Source organism: Yoonia sp. 2307UL14-13 (assembly GCF_037572755.1).
GTDB lineage: Bacteria > Pseudomonadota > Alphaproteobacteria > Rhodobacterales > Rhodobacteraceae > Yoonia.
In genome coordinates, this window is record NZ_JBBIFZ010000001.1 from 760,976 (window position 1) to 776,996 (window position 16,021).

General features: G+C 57.9%; 19 protein-coding genes and 1 tRNA gene. 14 read left to right on the top strand and 6 right to left on the bottom strand.

Going from position 1 to position 16,021, the window contains the following annotated elements:
- Positions 1–149: 149 nt before the first annotated feature.
- Positions 150–235: transfer RNA gene (locus V8J85_RS03890), tRNA-Leu, on the bottom strand.
- Between the two features lie 43 nt (positions 236–278).
- Positions 279–1,127 carry a KPN_02809 family neutral zinc metallopeptidase gene (ypfJ, locus tag V8J85_RS03895; RefSeq protein WP_339952365.1) on the bottom strand — a complete coding sequence of 283 codons (849 nt, stop codon included), beginning with the start codon at positions 1,125–1,127 and terminating at the stop codon, positions 279–281.
- 112 nt (positions 1,128–1,239) lie between these two features.
- Between ypfJ and V8J85_RS03900 the strand changes: the two genes are divergently transcribed.
- A complete protein-coding gene (locus V8J85_RS03900) occupies positions 1,240–1,818 on the top strand; it encodes a YqaA family protein (RefSeq protein WP_339952366.1) in 579 nt (192 codons plus the stop codon).
- On the top strand, positions 1,815–2,303 hold the full coding sequence (locus tag V8J85_RS03905; protein ID WP_339952367.1) for a disulfide bond formation protein B: 489 nt from the start codon (positions 1,815–1,817) through the stop codon (positions 2,301–2,303). Before V8J85_RS03900 ends, V8J85_RS03905 begins: the two co-directional genes overlap by 4 nt.
- On the opposite strand, the gene V8J85_RS03910 is transcribed toward V8J85_RS03905, so the two are convergent.
- Positions 2,260–2,679 (bottom strand): Lrp/AsnC family transcriptional regulator, encoded by a 420-nt coding sequence (locus V8J85_RS03910; protein WP_339952368.1) that lies wholly within the window; start codon positions 2,677–2,679, stop codon positions 2,260–2,262. The two genes, V8J85_RS03905 and V8J85_RS03910, sit on opposite strands and share 44 nt — an antisense overlap.
- Before the next feature lie 87 nt (positions 2,680–2,766).
- On the opposite strand from V8J85_RS03910, the gene rocF reads away from it, so the two are divergent.
- From rocF to V8J85_RS03935, 5 genes are all read left to right on the top strand, one after another.
- Complete coding sequence (rocF, locus tag V8J85_RS03915; protein WP_339952369.1) at positions 2,767–3,690, top strand: arginase; 924 nt, start codon at positions 2,767–2,769, stop codon at positions 3,688–3,690.
- Entirely contained in the window at positions 3,687–4,742 is a 1,056-nt protein-coding gene (locus tag V8J85_RS03920; protein ID WP_339952370.1) for an ornithine cyclodeaminase, read from the top strand. Before rocF ends, V8J85_RS03920 begins: the two co-directional genes overlap by 4 nt.
- Positions 4,743–4,816: 74 nt before the next feature.
- On the top strand, positions 4,817–5,080 hold the full coding sequence (locus V8J85_RS03925; protein ID WP_339952371.1) for a hypothetical protein: 264 nt from the start codon (positions 4,817–4,819) through the stop codon (positions 5,078–5,080).
- Positions 5,081–5,193: 113 nt separating this feature from the next.
- Positions 5,194–5,367: a hypothetical protein gene (locus V8J85_RS03930; RefSeq protein WP_339952372.1), complete on the top strand. Its 174-nt coding sequence runs from the start codon at positions 5,194–5,196 to the stop codon at positions 5,365–5,367.
- A gap of 176 nt (positions 5,368–5,543) precedes the next feature.
- Entirely contained in the window at positions 5,544–6,536 is a 993-nt protein-coding gene (locus tag V8J85_RS03935; protein ID WP_339952373.1) for a hypothetical protein, read from the top strand.
- 59 nt (positions 6,537–6,595) lie between these two features.
- On the opposite strand, the gene V8J85_RS03940 is transcribed toward V8J85_RS03935, so the two are convergent.
- The gene (locus V8J85_RS03940; protein ID WP_339952374.1) at positions 6,596–6,862 is read right to left on the bottom strand and encodes an usg protein; all 267 of its coding nucleotides are present in this window, start codon (positions 6,860–6,862) and stop codon (positions 6,596–6,598) included.
- Between the two features lie 195 nt (positions 6,863–7,057).
- Between V8J85_RS03940 and gyrA the strand changes: the two genes are divergently transcribed.
- Positions 7,058–9,787 carry a DNA gyrase subunit A gene (gyrA, locus tag V8J85_RS03945; protein ID WP_339952375.1) on the top strand — a complete coding sequence of 910 codons (2,730 nt, stop codon included), beginning with the start codon at positions 7,058–7,060 and terminating at the stop codon, positions 9,785–9,787.
- A gap of 36 nt (positions 9,788–9,823) precedes the next feature.
- Here gyrA and V8J85_RS03950 read toward each other — a convergent pair whose 3' ends face one another.
- Positions 9,824–10,588: a hypothetical protein gene (locus V8J85_RS03950; protein ID WP_339952376.1), complete on the bottom strand. Its 765-nt coding sequence runs from the start codon at positions 10,586–10,588 to the stop codon at positions 9,824–9,826.
- Positions 10,589–10,902: 314 nt separating this feature from the next.
- Here V8J85_RS03950 and V8J85_RS03955 point away from each other — a divergent pair, with 314 nt between their 5' ends.
- The 4 genes from V8J85_RS03955 to gluQRS all read left to right on the top strand — a co-directional run bounded on the left by V8J85_RS03955 (position 10,903) and on the right by gluQRS (position 14,713).
- Positions 10,903–11,814, top strand: coding sequence for a hypothetical protein (locus tag V8J85_RS03955; RefSeq protein WP_339952377.1), 912 nt, complete (start codon positions 10,903–10,905; stop codon positions 11,812–11,814).
- A gap of 81 nt (positions 11,815–11,895) precedes the next feature.
- Positions 11,896–13,251 carry a methylenetetrahydrofolate--tRNA-(uracil(54)-C(5))-methyltransferase (FADH(2)-oxidizing) TrmFO gene (trmFO, locus tag V8J85_RS03960; protein WP_339952378.1) on the top strand — a complete coding sequence of 452 codons (1,356 nt, stop codon included), beginning with the start codon at positions 11,896–11,898 and terminating at the stop codon, positions 13,249–13,251.
- Entirely contained in the window at positions 13,248–13,862 is a 615-nt protein-coding gene (locus V8J85_RS03965) for a class I SAM-dependent DNA methyltransferase (RefSeq protein WP_339952379.1), read from the top strand. The genes trmFO and V8J85_RS03965 overlap by 4 nt, the downstream gene beginning before the upstream one ends.
- Complete coding sequence (gene gluQRS / locus V8J85_RS03970) at positions 13,859–14,713, top strand: tRNA glutamyl-Q(34) synthetase GluQRS (protein ID WP_339952380.1); 855 nt, start codon at positions 13,859–13,861, stop codon at positions 14,711–14,713. Before V8J85_RS03965 ends, gluQRS begins: the two co-directional genes overlap by 4 nt.
- Here the strand turns inward: gluQRS and hisI are convergent.
- Positions 14,682–15,056 carry a phosphoribosyl-AMP cyclohydrolase gene (gene hisI / locus V8J85_RS03975; protein ID WP_339952381.1) on the bottom strand — a complete coding sequence of 125 codons (375 nt, stop codon included), beginning with the start codon at positions 15,054–15,056 and terminating at the stop codon, positions 14,682–14,684. The genes gluQRS and hisI overlap by 32 nt on opposite strands.
- A gap of 67 nt (positions 15,057–15,123) precedes the next feature.
- On the opposite strand from hisI, the gene V8J85_RS03980 reads away from it, so the two are divergent.
- On the top strand, positions 15,124–15,570 hold the full coding sequence (locus V8J85_RS03980) for an iron-sulfur cluster assembly scaffold protein (protein WP_339952382.1): 447 nt from the start codon (positions 15,124–15,126) through the stop codon (positions 15,568–15,570).
- 9 nt (positions 15,571–15,579) lie between these two features.
- The gene (locus V8J85_RS03985) at positions 15,580–15,966 is read left to right on the top strand and encodes a hypothetical protein (protein ID WP_339952383.1); all 387 of its coding nucleotides are present in this window, start codon (positions 15,580–15,582) and stop codon (positions 15,964–15,966) included.
- Positions 15,967–16,021 lie beyond the last annotated feature (55 nt).

Here is a 16,021-nt window from a genome sequence, read left to right on the forward strand (position 1 = left end):
AGGTTAATGAAAACGCCAAGCCCTGATCACAATTTTAAGCTTAAAAGCACCATATCGCCTTACAATCTGTGCCGTATGGCACATCTTTGCACATTTACGAAACGGTGAGCCCGTTCTTACAAGAATCGTATCGTGAGTTGGGATGCATTTGGTGCCGATGGAGAGACTCGAACTCTCACGATGTTGCCATCGGGGGATTTTGAATCCCCTGCGTCTACCATTCCGCCACATCGGCCTCGGTGCGATGTCCTAAAGCTGCCGAACCTTATCGTCAATCGCTAAAGCTGGTTCGTTGAAAACGTATCGCATGCGCTTAAATCGCCGCTTTCCCAGCCGCGCGAAAACCAGCGTTGACGCTGCGCACTCGAACCGTGGGTAAAGGTATGCGGTCGCACCACCTGCCCCGCATTACGCTGCATTGCGTCATCGCCGATTTGTTTTGCAGCATTCAACGCCTCGCCAAGATCGCCGCGCTCCAAACTGCCAAACTTCTGCTGCGCGGCGCGCGCCCAGATGCCGGAAAAACAATCCGCCTGAAGTTCGACCCGCACCGACATCGCATTGGAATCCGCCTGGCTCATCTGCGCCCGCATTTCATTGACCTGTCCCAGAATCCCCAATTCATTTTGCACGTGATGAGCGACCTCATGCGCCACGACATAAGCAGCTGCGAAATCGCCGCCTGCGCCGAAACGACGCTCCATGGTGGTAAAAAATGCCGTGTCAAGATAGGCTTTCTTTTCCGGCGGGCAGTAGAACGGCCCGGTCGCCGCAGAGGCCCCACCGCAGGCCGACCGGGTTTGCCCCTTGAACAGAACCAACACCGGCGGCTCATAGCTGCGGTTCAGTTGCCGGACAAAGATGTCGGACCATACCTCTTCCGTATCGGCCAAGGTGACCGACACAAACTGCGCCGCACGCTCGTCGGCCTCGGCGATCTCTGCCGATTGCTCGACGCTGCCGCCACCGCCCAGGTCAACGAACTGGCTGGTATCAACACCAAAGTACCACCCCGCCAGCAGGATCAACACACCGGCAATCCCTCCGATCCCACCAGCACGGCGTCCCGCACTACTGCGACGCCGATCCTCGATATTGCTGCTCCCGCGCCGTCCACGCCATTTCATCGCTACGCTCCCCTAAGTATGTCCACCTTAACCGGGTTCGACATGCTGACAAGGTTGACGGCTCCAGCGCAGCATGGCCTAACGCTGCGAAGAGTTTCGATAGGGATGGTCCATGCTGCGCGGCCTCTACAACTGGACCATGTCCCTCGCGGGATCGCCTTACGCGCTTTGGGCGCTCGCCATCATCTCATTCGTCGAGTCGTCGTTCTTCCCGATCCCACCCGATGTTCTGATGATCCCGATGATCATCGCCCGGCCCTCGCGAGCCTTTCTGATCGCAGGCATCTGCACCATCGCATCTGTATTGGGCGGTCTTTTTGGCTATTATATTGGCTTCGCCTTGATGGAGAGTGTCGGTCAGCCCATCGTCGATTTCTACGGAAAGGCCGAATATTTTGAGGAATTCGCGCTCCGTTACAACGAATGGGGTGCATGGGCGGTGCTGATCGCGGGCGTCACTCCCTTCCCCTTCAAGGTCATCACCATCGCATCCGGCGTCACCCAGCTGTCGTTGCCGGTCTTCATTATCGCATCCATCATCGCCCGGGGTTTACGGTTCTTCATAGTGGCGGCCTTGTTGTGGAAATTCGGCGCGCCAATCCGCGATTTCATCGAACGGCGCCTGGGCCTTGTTTTCATCATCTTCTGCGTCTTGCTGATTGGCGGGTTCGCAGTTATCGGACTGCTATGACGCGAAACCTGATGATCCTTCTGGCCACCGGCGGCTCCGTCGCGCTGCTGGGTGGGGCCTACATCTTTCAGATGCTCGGCTACCCGCCCTGCGCCATGTGTCTCTGGCAGCGCTGGCCGCATGCGGCAGCGATCGTCATCGGACTGATCGCGCTGAAAGTGCCGGGGCGACTGCTGCCTGCATTGGGTGCCGTTGCGGCCGGAACAACCGGCGCCATCGGCGTCTATCACACGGGGGTGGAGCGTGACTGGTGGGAAGGCCCCGCCAGCTGCTCTGGTGGCGGACTCGACGGCCTCAGCGGTGCCGACCTCCTCTCAACCGAAGGCCCCCGGATCGTCATGTGCGATCAGGTCAGCTGGGAATTCCTCAGCCTCTCCATGGCCAGCTGGAACGCGATCTTTTCTTTCGACCTGATGTTCGGCTGGATCATCGCCGTGATCCTCAGCGGCGCGTCGACAACAAAAGGCTCGTCTCGGACCGTGTGACACCCTCGATCCGGCGGATCGTGAACAGGACTGCATCGAACTGCTCGAGCGTCTGTGCACCGATCTCGGCGATCAGATCCCATGTGCCGTTCGTCGAATGCACGACCTGAACCTCGGGGATCGTGGTCAGCCGCTTCATCGCCCGTTCCGCGCCACGGCCCGCAATCTCCAGCATCATCAGACCTCGCACAGCATCCGGGCGGATGTCTGACCGGGTCAATACGGTGAATCCCGCAATCTCGCCGCTGTCGATCAACCGATCCAACCGCGTGCGTACAGTGCTGCGAGTCACCCCCAATATCGCCGCGAGGTCAGATACAGCGGCCCGCCCATTCTGCTTGAGCGCCCCGATCAGGCGACTATCCAAACTGTCCAAACCGATCCCTCACTTCGCATATTACACGCTCACCTTGCACAATTTGTCTGCTTATCCCAGCCACCTTTCTGCGCAACACTCCGCCCCATGACACATTGCATTCTTATCGGTGCCCCGGTCGATTGTGGCAAACGCCGCCGCGGCTGTCTCATGGGGCCAGACGCCTATCGTACCGCTGGCCTAGCGGAAACGCTGACGCAACTCGGGCATTCGGTCGAAGACCTCGGCAACCTGACACCCGCGCAGGTCGACGTGCCCGCACACCAAAACCCCAAGGTCCACGCGCTCGCGGAAAACGTTGGTTGGACGCAAACGCTCATGGCCGCGGCGCAAGAGGCCGCTCCGCGCGGCATGCCCATCTTCATGGGCGGCGATCACGCCCTGGCTGCAGGCTCCGTCGCAGGGATGGCCGCGCATGCGCAATCCGTCGGCAAACCCTTCTTCGCCCTCTGGCTCGACGCCCATAGCGACATCCACACGCCCGACACGACCGACACCGGTAATCTGCACGGCACACCTGTGGGCTATGTAACCGGTCGCGACGGCTTTGACGCTTACCCGCCCCTTCCGGCGCAGGTCGACCCCGCCAATATCTGCATGATCGGCCTGCGTTCCGTGGATGAGGCCGAACGCAAAGTGCTCGAAGGCGGCGATGTCACACTGGTCGACATGCGACGGATCGACGAAGAAGGGATCAGCGCACCGCTGCAAGCCTTCCTCAAATGCGTGGCAGAGGCCGACGGCATGCTGCACCTCTCCCTCGACGTCGATTTCCTCGACCCTTCCATCGCCCCCGCCGTCGGCACGACAGTGCCTGGCGGCGCGACCACGCGCGAAGGACACCTTGTCATGGAAATCCTGTCCGACAGCGGCCTCGTCACCTCTCTCGACCTCGTCGAACTCAACCCGTTCCTCGATGACCGGGGACGCACCGCCAACCTCATGGTCGATCTGACCGCATCCCTCATGGGCCGCCGAATCTTCGACCGACCCACACGGAGCAAGACATGAATCTCAAAGCCTCCGAATTGGCCATGGTGCCTTTTGTCAGCGTCGACAACATGATGCGGCTCGTTCACCACATCGGGATCGAGCAATTCATGGCCGACCTCGCGCACGAGATCGAGGTGGATTTCGCCCGCTGGGACCTCTTCGACAAAACACCCCGCGTCGGCAGCCACTCCGATGTCGGCGTGATCGAGCTCATGCCCACGTCCGACGGTACGCTTTACGGTTTCAAATACGTCAACGGCCACCCCAAAAACATGAAAGAGGGGCTGCAAACGGTCACCGCCTTCGGTGTGCTGGCCGAGGTCGACACCGGCTACCCGATCCTGTTCTCCGAAATGACGGTTCTGACTGCACTCCGTACCGCAGCCATGTCTGCCGTGGCGACCAAGCACCTTGCCAGCCCGGATGCCAAAACCATGGCGATGATCGGCAACGGCGCCCAATCGGAATTCCAATGCATCGCGCAAAAGGCCGTCAATGGCGTAGACACGATCCGGCTCTATGATATCGACCCGGCGGCGACCGAAAAATGCGCCCGTAACCTCGAAAATGCCGGGCTGACCCTGATCCCCTGCACCACGCCCGAGGACGCCATAGAAGGCGCCGGGATCATCACGACCGCCACGGCCGATAAGGACATGCAAACAATCCTGACCGACAACATGGTCGGCAATGGCGTCCACATCAACGCCATCGGCGGCGACTGCCCCGGCAAGACCGAACTGCACCGCGATATCGTCGCAAGGTCCACCGTTTTCGTCGAATACCCACCCCAAACGCGGATCGAAGGCGAAATCCAGCAGATGGCCCCGGACCATCCGGTCACGGAACTGTGGCAAGTGATCACAGGCGCCGCAAAGGGGCGGCAATCCGCGTCCGAAATCACGCTCTTCGACGGCGTCGGCTTCGCCATCGAAGACTTTAGCGCACTCCGCTACGTCCACGAAAAGATCAAGAACACGCCGTTCTATATCGACTTCGACCTCATCGCCGACCCGGATGATCCGCGGGATCTCTTCGGGATGGTTCGACGGGCAGGCGCAAGCATCTGAGGAACCAAAGCGCCGTCAATGGGTTATCGCTTTAACCGCCTCGGACGCGGTCAACCATGATAATGGAGCGATAAATGAACATTTTTGCAAAATCCACAATCCTTGCCGCTTTGCTGGCGGGCACTTGCACAATCGCAGCGGCTGACGCCCACGCAGACCCACTCACTGTGACATGCGCCGAATTTGAAGCGATGGAAATTTCCGATCAGGAATCCTTTCTGACCGCGCTGGCATCGGCAATGGACGAGGCTGACAACGAAGAACTTGATATCGGTAGCGTGCAGGTCCTTTGCAACGGCTCCGAAGAAGAGCCAGTCTCAGAGCAATTCGAAGATTAATTCACGTTTTGACATGCCCGCATAGGGCATGTCATTCTGCGCGCGGTTGCAGTCATAAAGACCGCAGCAAGTCGTACAATCAAGACAAACAAACCAACCTGGCGTCGTATTTCTTGGTCGATGATGCAGAGACCAACAATCATACGAATTTCATCAAGATACCCGTCGTCAAACTGCGGTATTTTCGCAGCGAGGCCCGCGAAGATTTAGTCGTAATCGGCCCGCAATCGTTCTTTGGCAAGATCAACGATGATGCGGCCCGCCGCGTCGATGCTGTGCTTCGCTGATTCAATACGGTGTAGCATGGCGCATAAAAGACAGAACCAACACACCAATGCGAACTGCCTTCACGACACCGCACTCCCAAAAATGTCTCACTTTCCCGATGAAAAAGATATAGACGGACTCGGTGCAAATCACCTGCGGATTTGCGACCTCATGTGTATTAGGAGGATGGCAGCCGATGGATATACCAGACAGGAAACAAGTATCGGTCAATCGTCAACCCTACCTGACCTACAGCGCCGCGCACCGCCATCCTGACGGTTTCACGAGCGCTGCCAATACGTTCTTCGCCGCCGATGCAAAGATCAACATCGTCCACCCATTCAACGATCTCAACGGGCCTGCGGCATACCACGAGACGGTGATTAGCCCATTGAAAGCCGCTTTTGACGGTCTTTATCGCCGCGACGACATCGTGATGGCGGGTCATTTCCAAAACGGCGATTGGATCAGCGCCACAGGCTACTATGTCGGCCATTTCCACCAGAACTGGATCGGCATCAAAGCGCCGGATCGCCTCAGCTATCTGCGCTATGGCGAATTTCACAGGATGGAAAACGACCGGGCCGTCGAAAGCTACATCTTTCTTGACCTCCCCGAATTGATGATCGCCTGCAATCAATGGCCCATTGCCATCGGCCCGGGCCTGAACCGTGGGCATACCGGTATGATCCAAGGCCCGGCGACACAGGACGGGATCATGACCAGCGCACCTGAACCGACTGAGGGCAAAAAAAGCTATCAAATTGTCACCGACATGCTGGCCGGCCTCGCAACAAAGGACGAGGCCTGGCGTCCCTACTGGCACGACAACATGATGTGGTATGGCCCGGGCGCTTTCGGGTCATTTGTCGGTATAGACCGCTTCGCATCCTTTCAGGTACCCTTCGAAAGCCAATTCGACGGCTGGTCCGGCGGTTCTGCCGGCAACGGCTTGACGAAACACTTCACCCGCTTCGGTGAGGGCAACTATACTTGCTCTGGCGGCTGGCCGTCACTGACCGGGATCAGCATCAAACCATTCCTGGGACAAGAGCCGACCAACGAAAGGGTCTACTTCCGCGTCTGTGACTGGTGGCGACGCGAAGGCGAACTGCTGGCCGAAAACTGGGTTTTCGTCGATGTCCCGCACGCCCTGCTGCAATTTGGCCATAACGTCCTGCCGCAATAGGTATGCCAAACGTGCGCACAGTGTGTGTACGCTGTGTGTACGCCCTGTGCACACCGATTTCAGTGATACTTGAACTCGCCCGTCACATGCCGCCATTCACCCGACGCAATCCGTTTGCGATGCACAAACCGAACCGAATGCAGCGGGCCGTCGATCTCTTCCTGCCAAAATCCGATGAATTTCAGTAACCGGTCATGGTCCGGCGCAAGGTCGTAATCCTGCCAGATAAACGTGTTCAGCACATGCGGATGATCCGGCATGTGATAGAACATCTCGGCCGTGGTCAGGCCATATCCTTTCATCATCAATTCGGTTTCTGATGCCATAGCTGCGCCTGCCTTTCTTGACCTTTTCCGAAAATGATTGCGAAACGATAAACTTTGTCAACAAAAACAGTCTGTTAGCATGACGAAACCTTGGCTGCCAAAGCATCTGTGCATCTTCCATTGCACGCAATATAAAGTGTCTGATATGTTGCACAAAACCAAATATAGCAGTGCCAGTAACAACAGGCGGACCACGTGAACGACACCCCGGAAACCCCTGAAAACGAAGACGAATTGCCACCGCAGCGCCCCGTATATGACGGGCCTTCGGTCACGATCGAACACGAATTAAAGAACAGCTACCTCGACTACGCGATGAGCGTCATCGTCTCCCGTGCGATCCCCGATCTGCGCGACGGCCTAAAACCTGTGCATCGGCGCATCATTTACTCGATGTATGAAAAAGGCATCACCGCCGACAAATCCTATCGTAAGTCGGCCAAATCAGTCGGCGACGTCATGGGTTCCTACCACCCGCATGGTGATTCCGCGATCTACGACGCGCTCGTGCGGATGGCGCAGGATTTCTCGATGTCCCTACCCCTGATCGACGGTCAGGGCAATTTTGGCTCCATGGACGGCGATGGCGCCGCGGCAATGCGCTACACCGAAAGCCGTTTGGCCAAAGTCGCGCAATACATGACCGAGGACCTGCCCAAGGACACGGTCGACTTCATGGACAATTACGACGGGAAGGAAAGCGAACCGACCGTCCTGCCGTCGCGCTTCCCAAACATGCTGGTCAACGGCGCCGGCGGCATCGCCGTCGGCATGGCTACCAACATCCCACCGCATAATTTGGGCGAAGTGATCGACGCTACGCTCGCACTGATCGACAATCCCGATTTATCGTCCGAAGGCCTGATTGAATACATCCCCGGCCCAGATTTTCCCACCGGCGGTATCATCCTGGGCCGGTCCGGTGCGCGCAAAGCCTATCTCGAAGGTCGCGGCTCGGTCATCATCCGCGCCAAGACGAAGGTCGAAGAAATCCGCAAAGATCGTTGGGCCATCGTGATCGAGGAAATTCCCTATCAGGTGAACAAGGCGACGATGATCGATCGCATCGCCGAGGCCGCCCGCGACAAGCGGATCGAAGGCATCGCCCACGTCCAAGACGAATCCGACCGGCACGGCGTGCGTGTGGTGATCGAACTCAAACGCGACGCTACAGCCGAGGTCGTTCTCAACCAGCTGTTCCGCTTTACGCCGATGCAAACCAGCTTTGGCTGCAACATGCTGGCGTTGAATGGCGGCAAGCCCGAGCAACTGACGCTGCATGGTTTCCTGAGCCATTTCATCGACTTCCGCGAAGATGTTGTCGCACGCCGAACGGCGTTCGAACTCCGCAAGGCACGCGAACGTGCCCATGTACTTTGCGGCCTCGCCGTTGCCGTTACCAATATCGACGAGGTGGTGGCGACCATCCGCAACTCGGCAGACGCGGCCACAGCGCGCGAAAAGTTGATGACCCGCCGCTGGCCCGCTGAACAGATCCTCGAATATATCGCCCTGATCGACGACCCGACGCACACTGCCAACGAAGACGGCACGTATAACTTGTCGGAAACCCAAGCCCGCGCGATCCTTGAACTCCGCCTGCAGCGCCTGACGCAGATCGGTGTGCAGGAAGTCACTGATGAACTGCAGGAGCTTGCCGGAAAAATCCGCGAATATCTCGACATTCTTGGCAGCCGCGAACGGATCCTGCAGATCATCCGGGACGAGTTGAACGAGGTCAAAGACCTTTTTGCCGTTCCCCGCCGCACCGAAATCGTCGATTGGTCCGGCGATATGGAAGACGAGGACCTGATCGAGCAGGAAGACATGGTCGTCACCGTGACCTCCGGCGGCTATATCAAACGGACCGCCCTCGCCGATTTCCGCGCGCAACGGCGGGGCGGCAAGGGGCTTTCCTCGATGCAGACAAAGGACGAGGACGTCGTCACCACCCTCTTCGTCGCCAACACGCATACCCAGCTTTTGTTCTTCACGACCGACGGCATGGTCTACAAACTCAAGACATGGCGCCTGCCGCTTGGCAATCGCACCGCGCGCGGTAAGGCTATCGTGAACATCCTGCCTATCCCGCAAGGCGTCTCTATCGCCGCGATCATGCCGGTCGATCGGCCCGAAGAGGAGTGGAACGACCTGCAAGTTGTCTTCGCGACCTCTGCAGGCACAGTGCGGCGCAACAAGCTGTCAGACTTCACCAACGTCATGCGCAACGGCAAGATCGCGATGAAGTTCGAAGGCGAACATGCTGAAACGACACTCATAAATGCCCGCATTGCCTCGAACGATGACGACGTGATGCTGGTCACCAGTTCCGGCCGCGCCATCCGTTTCCCTGCCACCGATGTGCGGATATTCAACAGCCGTGCCTCGGTCGGCGTCCGCGGGATCAAACTGAATGGCGATGACGATGTCGTCAGCATGTCCATCATCCGGCATTTCGAGGCCGACCCGGCTGAACGCGCCGCCTATCTCAAGATGCGCCGCGCGATGGCCGGGCTGACCGATGAGGCGGAAAACGACGACGAAGAGGCGGCTCCGGGTCAAATCAGTCAGGAACGCTATGTCGAAATGTCAGCGGCAGAGAACCTGATCCTGACGATCACAGCCAAGGGCGCTGGCAAACTCTCCTCTAGCCATGACTACCCTGTGCGCGGTCGCGGCGGCATGGGCGTCGCGGCGATGGATAAGGCGATGCGCGGTGGGCCGTTGGTCACGTCCTTCCCAGTCGATCTGTCTGACCAGATCATGTTGGTCACATCCACGGGCCAGTCCATCCGTGTACCGATCGATGGTATATCGTTCCGGTCGCGCGGTGCGGGCGGAGTAAAAGTATTTGACACCGGCAAGGATGAGACGGTGGTCAGTGTTGCCTGGATTGCTGACCAAGGCGACGAGACGGAGGATTGAAGAAGGCCCGCAGTATTCTGCGGGCCTTCCTGGCAATTAGAAGCCGAAACCGGCCAAGCTACGCGCACCGAAGATATTGCCGCCACGTTCACCAAGTGCGAATTCCGCACCGATCCCGATGTAATTCGTATCGTCTTCGCTGCTGAAGCTGACACCGTCTTCAAAGGCGCTTTGCAGCAGCGAACCGTACTCTGCATAGATCGACGCCTCTGGTGTGATGTTGTAACGGACCATCAAGGCGGTGTCCGAGAAGGTCGTGTCGTTCAGTATCTCGCCCTCGGTGGTCACCCCGGGCAACCCAGTAAACGATTCATATTGCAAACCAAGCGCAAAACCGTTGCCAATCGCGAACTCAAACGACGCGCCGAAAATCGTCAGATCGTCCCCGTCGAACGGATCCTCGACATCCGTGACGCCGTAAAAAACTTCATAGCGCCCGCGGGGCGAACGCCCGCCGACTTCGACACCGTAAAGCGCTGCATCATCGCCGTCGATCGAATCTGCAGCGGCAAACAAGCCGATAGCAGCGGTCGGCGACAGCACATAATAGCCGTGCACGGTTCCGTTGGCGTAGTCGAGGTCCTCGTCATTACGTCCAAAGCTGATATTGGCACCGAACCCGATGTCGGCCCCTACGCTAATGTCGCCACCGGCATCCAGCGTGAAACTGTTGCCCTCGACGTCATCGCCCGTGAATTCGCGATACTCGCCGTTGATCGATCCACCTGTGAATGTCTGCGCCGAAGCAGGCAAGGCTGCCGAGGCCAAAAGAGACGCGACAACTGTCATATGGATACTCATATCGATTCCTTTAAGAGTGAGCTTGTGCTATCGGTTACACCCCCAGATAGTGGCAAATGAACTGGGGAAAATGCGGTAATTCAAAGGCGTTTAATTTGTGCAACACAGGGGGCAAGGCCGGCACGATCCCCTTGTAAGGATTAGATTGTTTCCACACCTGTCATGTCACGTGTATCTGTCGGCAAATCTTTGCCAGAAATCGCGAAGTTCCCTATGCACACTATCCAAATAGCGCAGGTTCCGCGAAGTCCTTTAGTGGTGGTGGGTGCATACCGGCAGATCGGCGGTATGAATAATTGAAAAGGGTTCCGAATATGAAACGCATTCTGACGACAACTGCGCTGGTCGCGCTTGTCACTGGGACAGTCGCCGCCGAGGGCGTCAAATACGCCCAACTCAGTTACGATCGCAACAGCTATGACGCCGATGGCGCAGAACTGGACATCGACGAATTCGTAGCCGAGATCGAATATCAAACGGGGCAGTTTCTGATTACCGGTAACATCGAAAACCGGGCCGCCGAAACCGATGATGCCGAAGGCACGTCGCGTGAAATCTCGATCGGTGGCGGCTACTTTATCACGCCTGATGTCCTGATCGGTGGCACAGTTTCGAACTTCGACAACGACGTGGATGATCAGACAAGCGCGGGTGCGTTCGCGCAATTCGATAATGGTCAAATCGGCGCCGCGATCCGGATCGACCAGAATCTCGATACCAACGACACAGCCTATCTTGCCTATGGTGAATTTGCGGCCTCTCCCGGCTTTGATATCAGCGTGGGTTTGATTTCTTCAGGAGAAGACGACAGCGGCACGGCCTACGTTCTTGCTGCCGACTATGAACAGGGTCCTATCGACGCGCGAGGCTACCTATTTGGTAACAGCGAGACAGACTCCAACATTTTCGGTGTACGCGGCGCCTATGCGTTCGCGGGTCAGTTTCGCGGTACAGCTGGCTTCGAAAGCGGGTCTGGTGATGGGGCCGACTACACGGCCTACAATATCGGGGCTGGGTATGAGATCACCGATGGCGCATGGATCGACGCATCCATCGGCCAAATCGATGTCGATGGCGGAGCGAGCGTCGACACACTCAGCTTGTCGGTATCGTTCGAAACCGGCGATCACGTCAGGCTCGACCGAAAATTTGCCCGCGACCTTCGCGAAGACTTCAATTCGGGTGGCGCGTTGTTTGCAAGCACGGTCTCCGATTTCGAATCCTAAATCTGACGGCAATATCATCAAAAGGCCCGCGTCACCAGCGCGGGCCTTTTCATTTTACAACCATCAGCCTAAATCAGGCACATGGAACGCACACTCAACATCATTGGCGGCGGCATGGCCGGGTCCGAGGCCGCATGGCAAGCTGCCAATGCGGGCCTCCAGGTCGTCATTCACGAAATGCGCCCCAAGGTCGAAACCTTCGCGCACCGCACCGGCAATCTGGGCGAGATGGTGTGCTCTAACTCGTTCCGGTCCGATGACCATGAACAGAACGCGGTCGGGCTGCTTCATTGGGAGATGATGCAGGCAAATAGCCTCATCATGCAGACCGCCTACAAGCATCGGTTGCCTGCAGGCGGCGCGCTTGCCGTCGACCGCGATCCTTTTGCGCAAAGCGTCACAGCCGCACTGAAAGCGCACCCGAACATCACGATCGCATCCGATGAAATCACCGCCCTACCCGACGAAGGTCACTGGATCATTGCGACCGGCCCATTGACCTCCGGCGCGCTGGCCGAAGCCATCCAACAGGAAACAGGCGCCGAGGCGCTGGCTTTTTTCGATGCCATCGCCCCTATCGTTTATGCCGACAGCATCGACATGAGCGTAGCCTGGATGCAGTCACGCTACGACAAGGGTGAGACCGCGGCCGAACGTACCGCCTACCTGAACTGCCCGATGACAAAGGACCAGTACGAGGCATTTGTCGACGCGCTCCTCGCCGCCGAGAAAGCCGAGTTCAAGGAAGGCGAAACTGCAGGTTACTTCGACGGCTGCCTCCCGATCGAGGTCATGGCTGAACGCGGTCGCGAGACATTGCGTTTTGGCCCGATGAAACCTGTCGGCCTGACCAACGCTCACGATCCCGCAACCAAGGCCTATGCGGTCGTGCAGCTGCGCCGCGATAATGCGTTAGGCACCTTGTTCAACATCGTCGGCTTTCAGACCAAGATGAAATACGGGGCGCAAAAAGCTGTTTTCAAAACAATTCCCGGCTTGAAGAACGCCGAGTTCGCACGCCTTGGCGGCATCCATCGCAACACCTTCATCAACTCGCCCATGCTGCTCGACGACCAGATGCGTTTGCGTTCCAAACCGCATATTCGTTTCGCCGGGCAAATCACCGGGGTCGAAGGCTACGTCGAAAGTGCCGCGATGGGTCTTCTCGCCGGGCGGCTTGCCGTCGCCGAACTGACGGGACAAATCCTGGCGCCCGTCCCACCGACGACAGCGATGGGCGCACTCGTCACCCACATCACCGGCGGCGCTGACGCAAAGACATTCCAGCCAATGAACGTCAATTTCGGGCTCTTCCCGCCGATTGACGGCATCAAGGGTGGGCGGCGGAACCGTAAAGACCGCTACAAGGCTTATACCGACCGTGCCAAGGCCGATTGGTCCGTTTGGCTGGAACACACCCTGCAAAACGCGGCATGACCGATAAGAAGGTCATGCGCCCGCAACTATGGGCGCCGCGCAGCGTCGAGGACACGATGGCCGTCTATGCGGAATGGGCGGAAACCTACGACCAAGACGTGCTCGCACGTGGCTATCACACCCCCGACAGGATAGCTGCGGCCCTGAAAGATCACATGAAAGCCGACACGCAAATTCTTGATTTTGGGTGCGGAACAGGGATCGGAGCCAAGGCCCTCCAAAGGCAAGGTCTCACCAATCTGCACGGCACCGACATCAGTGCGGAAATGCTGGAAAAGGCGGAGGCCTGCGGCATTTACGACAAAATCTGGCTGTCTCAACCCGGCGAACTCAGTTTCGGGCGCGGTGCTTATCCGGTCATTGTCGCGGCTGGTGTCATAAGCCTCGGCGCTGCGCCCGCCGATCTGCTTGGACAACTCATAGCCAAACTCGATACCGGCAACTTGCTGGCCCTCTCGTTCAACGACCCCACGCTTGCCGATAATCGCTATGCCGACGCGCTTGGCACCGAGGTCGCAAAGGGCCGGGCGGAGGTCGTTTTCCGCGAGCACGGGCCCCATCTCGACGACGTTGACATGGGCTCTGACATCATCATCCTGCGCCGCCGGTGATCACACGCTTTGCACCTTCGCCCACAGGGCCGCTGCATCTAGGGCATGCCTATTCCGCCATGCTCGCCCACGATATGGCCAAGGCGACAGGCGGCATGTTTCTTCTTCGGATTGAAGACATCGACCGAACCCGCGCTCGACCGGAATGGGAGACGCAAATCTACGAAGACCTCCATTGGCTGGGCCTGTCATGGCCGGAACCCGTTATGCGACAGTCCGAGCGATTAAGCGCATATCACGAGGTCATTGATCAGATGTGGTGGGACAGACTGCTTTACCAATGCACGTGCACCCGGGCAGACATCCTCGCCGCTCTCTCTGCGCCGCAAGAGGGCATCAGCTACGGCCCTGACGGTCCTATCTATCCGGGCACATGCCGCAACCGCAACCAAGATCGTGATCACTATCCTTCACCCGCACCACATGAGGCCGTTTTGCGGCTCGATCTTCAGACTTACCCTGTAGGCCTGTCACCCTTCCAATTTCACGATGATGCCAAAGGCGATGTGCATTTTTCCTTGGAACAGTTGCAAACGCAGGTCGGCGACATCATCATCGGGCGAAAGGACATGGGCACCTCCTATCACCTCAGCGCCGTTCTCGATGACGCCATGCAAGGCGTCACGCACGTTATCCGAGGTGAGGATCTTTTCGAGGCGACGCAAATCCACGTCGCTTTGCAAAAGTTGCTGAATCTGCCCACACCCACGTACCACCATCACAAGCTGATCCGCGACGGCCAGGGCAAACGACTGGCCAAGCGGGACGACGCCCGCGCGATCCGCAAATACAGGGATGAGGGCGCAAGCCCCCATGATATCAGGCGGATGGTGGGTCTTCCGGCAGTTTGACGACCTCGATCTCGGCCCCGTCCTGCACCGCGGTATAAAAGCATGTCCGGCGACCGGTATGACAGGCCGGACCAACCTGTTCCACCTCAAGCAAAAGACAATCCCGGTCGCAATCAACACGAAAGTCCAACAATGTCTGGGTATGACCACTGGTCGCGCCCTTGATCCAGAATTCCTGCCGAGATCGCGACCAATACGTCACCTGACCCGTCTCAAGCGTCTTCGCCACGGCCTCCTTATTCATCCATGCCATCATCAGCACCTCGCCCGAGGATGCATCCTGCGCAATCGCCGGTATCAGACCTGCGTCATCATAAGTCAGGCTCGCGGGGTCGAAGGACATATGGAAAACCTTTGCATTGACGTGACTTGTGGCTATCTAATTGGGGTGGCGACAAAGGGCAAACGCGATGTCAGCAGAAACCGACCTGATCAGACTCTATTCCGGGCGCATCCTCGCGCTCGCTGCCGACATGCAGCGCACGACCCGATTGGACAACCCGACCGCGACCGCCAAGAAGCGGTCTCCATTGTGCGGGTCCACCGTCACGGTGGATATTACCGTTCAAGAGGGCGTCATTACCGACTACGGCCAAGACGTGAAAGCCTGCGCTCTCGGGCAGGCTGCAGCATCAGTAATCGGCGCCAACATCGTCGGCTGCACTTTGAGCCAGGTCCGGCAAGGTCGCGATGAACTTTACGCGATGCTCAAATCCGACGGATCAGCACCATCAGCGCCGTTCATTGAATTGGAAGTGCTGCAACCGGCCAAAGACTACAAAAACCGCCACGCCTCTATCCTCTTGGCCTTCGACGCCACGCTTGACGCGGTCCAAGAAGCACAGGCCTCAGCCTAAAGGCACGTCATGTTCGACCATGTCGAATACACGGTAACCAACATTCATGCAGCACGAGCGCTTTACGGCACGATCTGTCAGGCCATCGGGACGCAGGAATGCTTCTTCGACGCAGAAACAAGATGCGTCGGTTTCGGCACGCCCGACATCGTGCACATTCTGCTGACCGAAGGCCCAGCCACAACGCCACCCATGCATATCTGCTTTGCCGCGGCGGACAAGACTGCAGTGGAAACCGGCTATAATTCCGCCATAGCCGCAGGCGGCACGTGCAACGGCAAACCTGGCTACCGTCCCGAGTATGAACCTGGTTATTACGCCGCCTTCATCCATGACACGGACGGGCACAATATCGAAATCCTATACCGGGAGCGGCAAACACCATCAGCATCCTGATGCCAGACTTTTCGTTACGAAAAGTCTTTTCCCCAAAAACGATCAGTCGAACCAC

Bases quoted from the DNA above. Each gene is read 5' to 3' on its own strand.
- V8J85_RS03900 (WP_339952366.1), top strand. From the start codon at position 1,240: ATGCTGCGCGGCCTCTACAACTGGACCATGTCCCTCGCGGGATCGCCT.
- rocF (WP_339952369.1), top strand. From the start codon at position 2,767: ATGACACATTGCATTCTTATCGGTGCCCCGGTCGATTGTGGCAAACGC.
- V8J85_RS03935 (WP_339952373.1), top strand. From the start codon at position 5,544: ATGGATATACCAGACAGGAAACAAGTATCGGTCAATCGTCAACCCTAC.
- V8J85_RS03965 (WP_339952379.1), top strand. From the start codon at position 13,248: ATGACCGATAAGAAGGTCATGCGCCCGCAACTATGGGCGCCGCGCAGC.
- V8J85_RS03955 (WP_339952377.1), top strand. From the start codon at position 10,903: ATGAAACGCATTCTGACGACAACTGCGCTGGTCGCGCTTGTCACTGGG.
- V8J85_RS03920 (WP_339952370.1), top strand. From the start codon at position 3,687: ATGAATCTCAAAGCCTCCGAATTGGCCATGGTGCCTTTTGTCAGCGTC.
- V8J85_RS03980 (WP_339952382.1), top strand. From the start codon at position 15,124: ATGTCAGCAGAAACCGACCTGATCAGACTCTATTCCGGGCGCATCCTC.
- V8J85_RS03950 (WP_339952376.1), bottom strand. From the start codon at position 10,588: ATGAGTATCCATATGACAGTTGTCGCGTCTCTTTTGGCCTCGGCAGCC.
- V8J85_RS03985 (WP_339952383.1), top strand. From the start codon at position 15,580: ATGTTCGACCATGTCGAATACACGGTAACCAACATTCATGCAGCACGA.
- V8J85_RS03940 (WP_339952374.1), bottom strand. From the start codon at position 6,862: ATGGCATCAGAAACCGAATTGATGATGAAAGGATATGGCCTGACCACG.
- ypfJ (WP_339952365.1), bottom strand. From the start codon at position 1,127: ATGAAATGGCGTGGACGGCGCGGGAGCAGCAATATCGAGGATCGGCGT.
- V8J85_RS03925 (WP_339952371.1), top strand. From the start codon at position 4,817: ATGAACATTTTTGCAAAATCCACAATCCTTGCCGCTTTGCTGGCGGGC.
- trmFO (WP_339952378.1), top strand. From the start codon at position 11,896: ATGGAACGCACACTCAACATCATTGGCGGCGGCATGGCCGGGTCCGAG.
- hisI (WP_339952381.1), bottom strand. From the start codon at position 15,056: ATGTCCTTCGACCCCGCGAGCCTGACTTATGATGACGCAGGTCTGATA.
- V8J85_RS03905 (WP_339952367.1), top strand. From the start codon at position 1,815: ATGACGCGAAACCTGATGATCCTTCTGGCCACCGGCGGCTCCGTCGCG.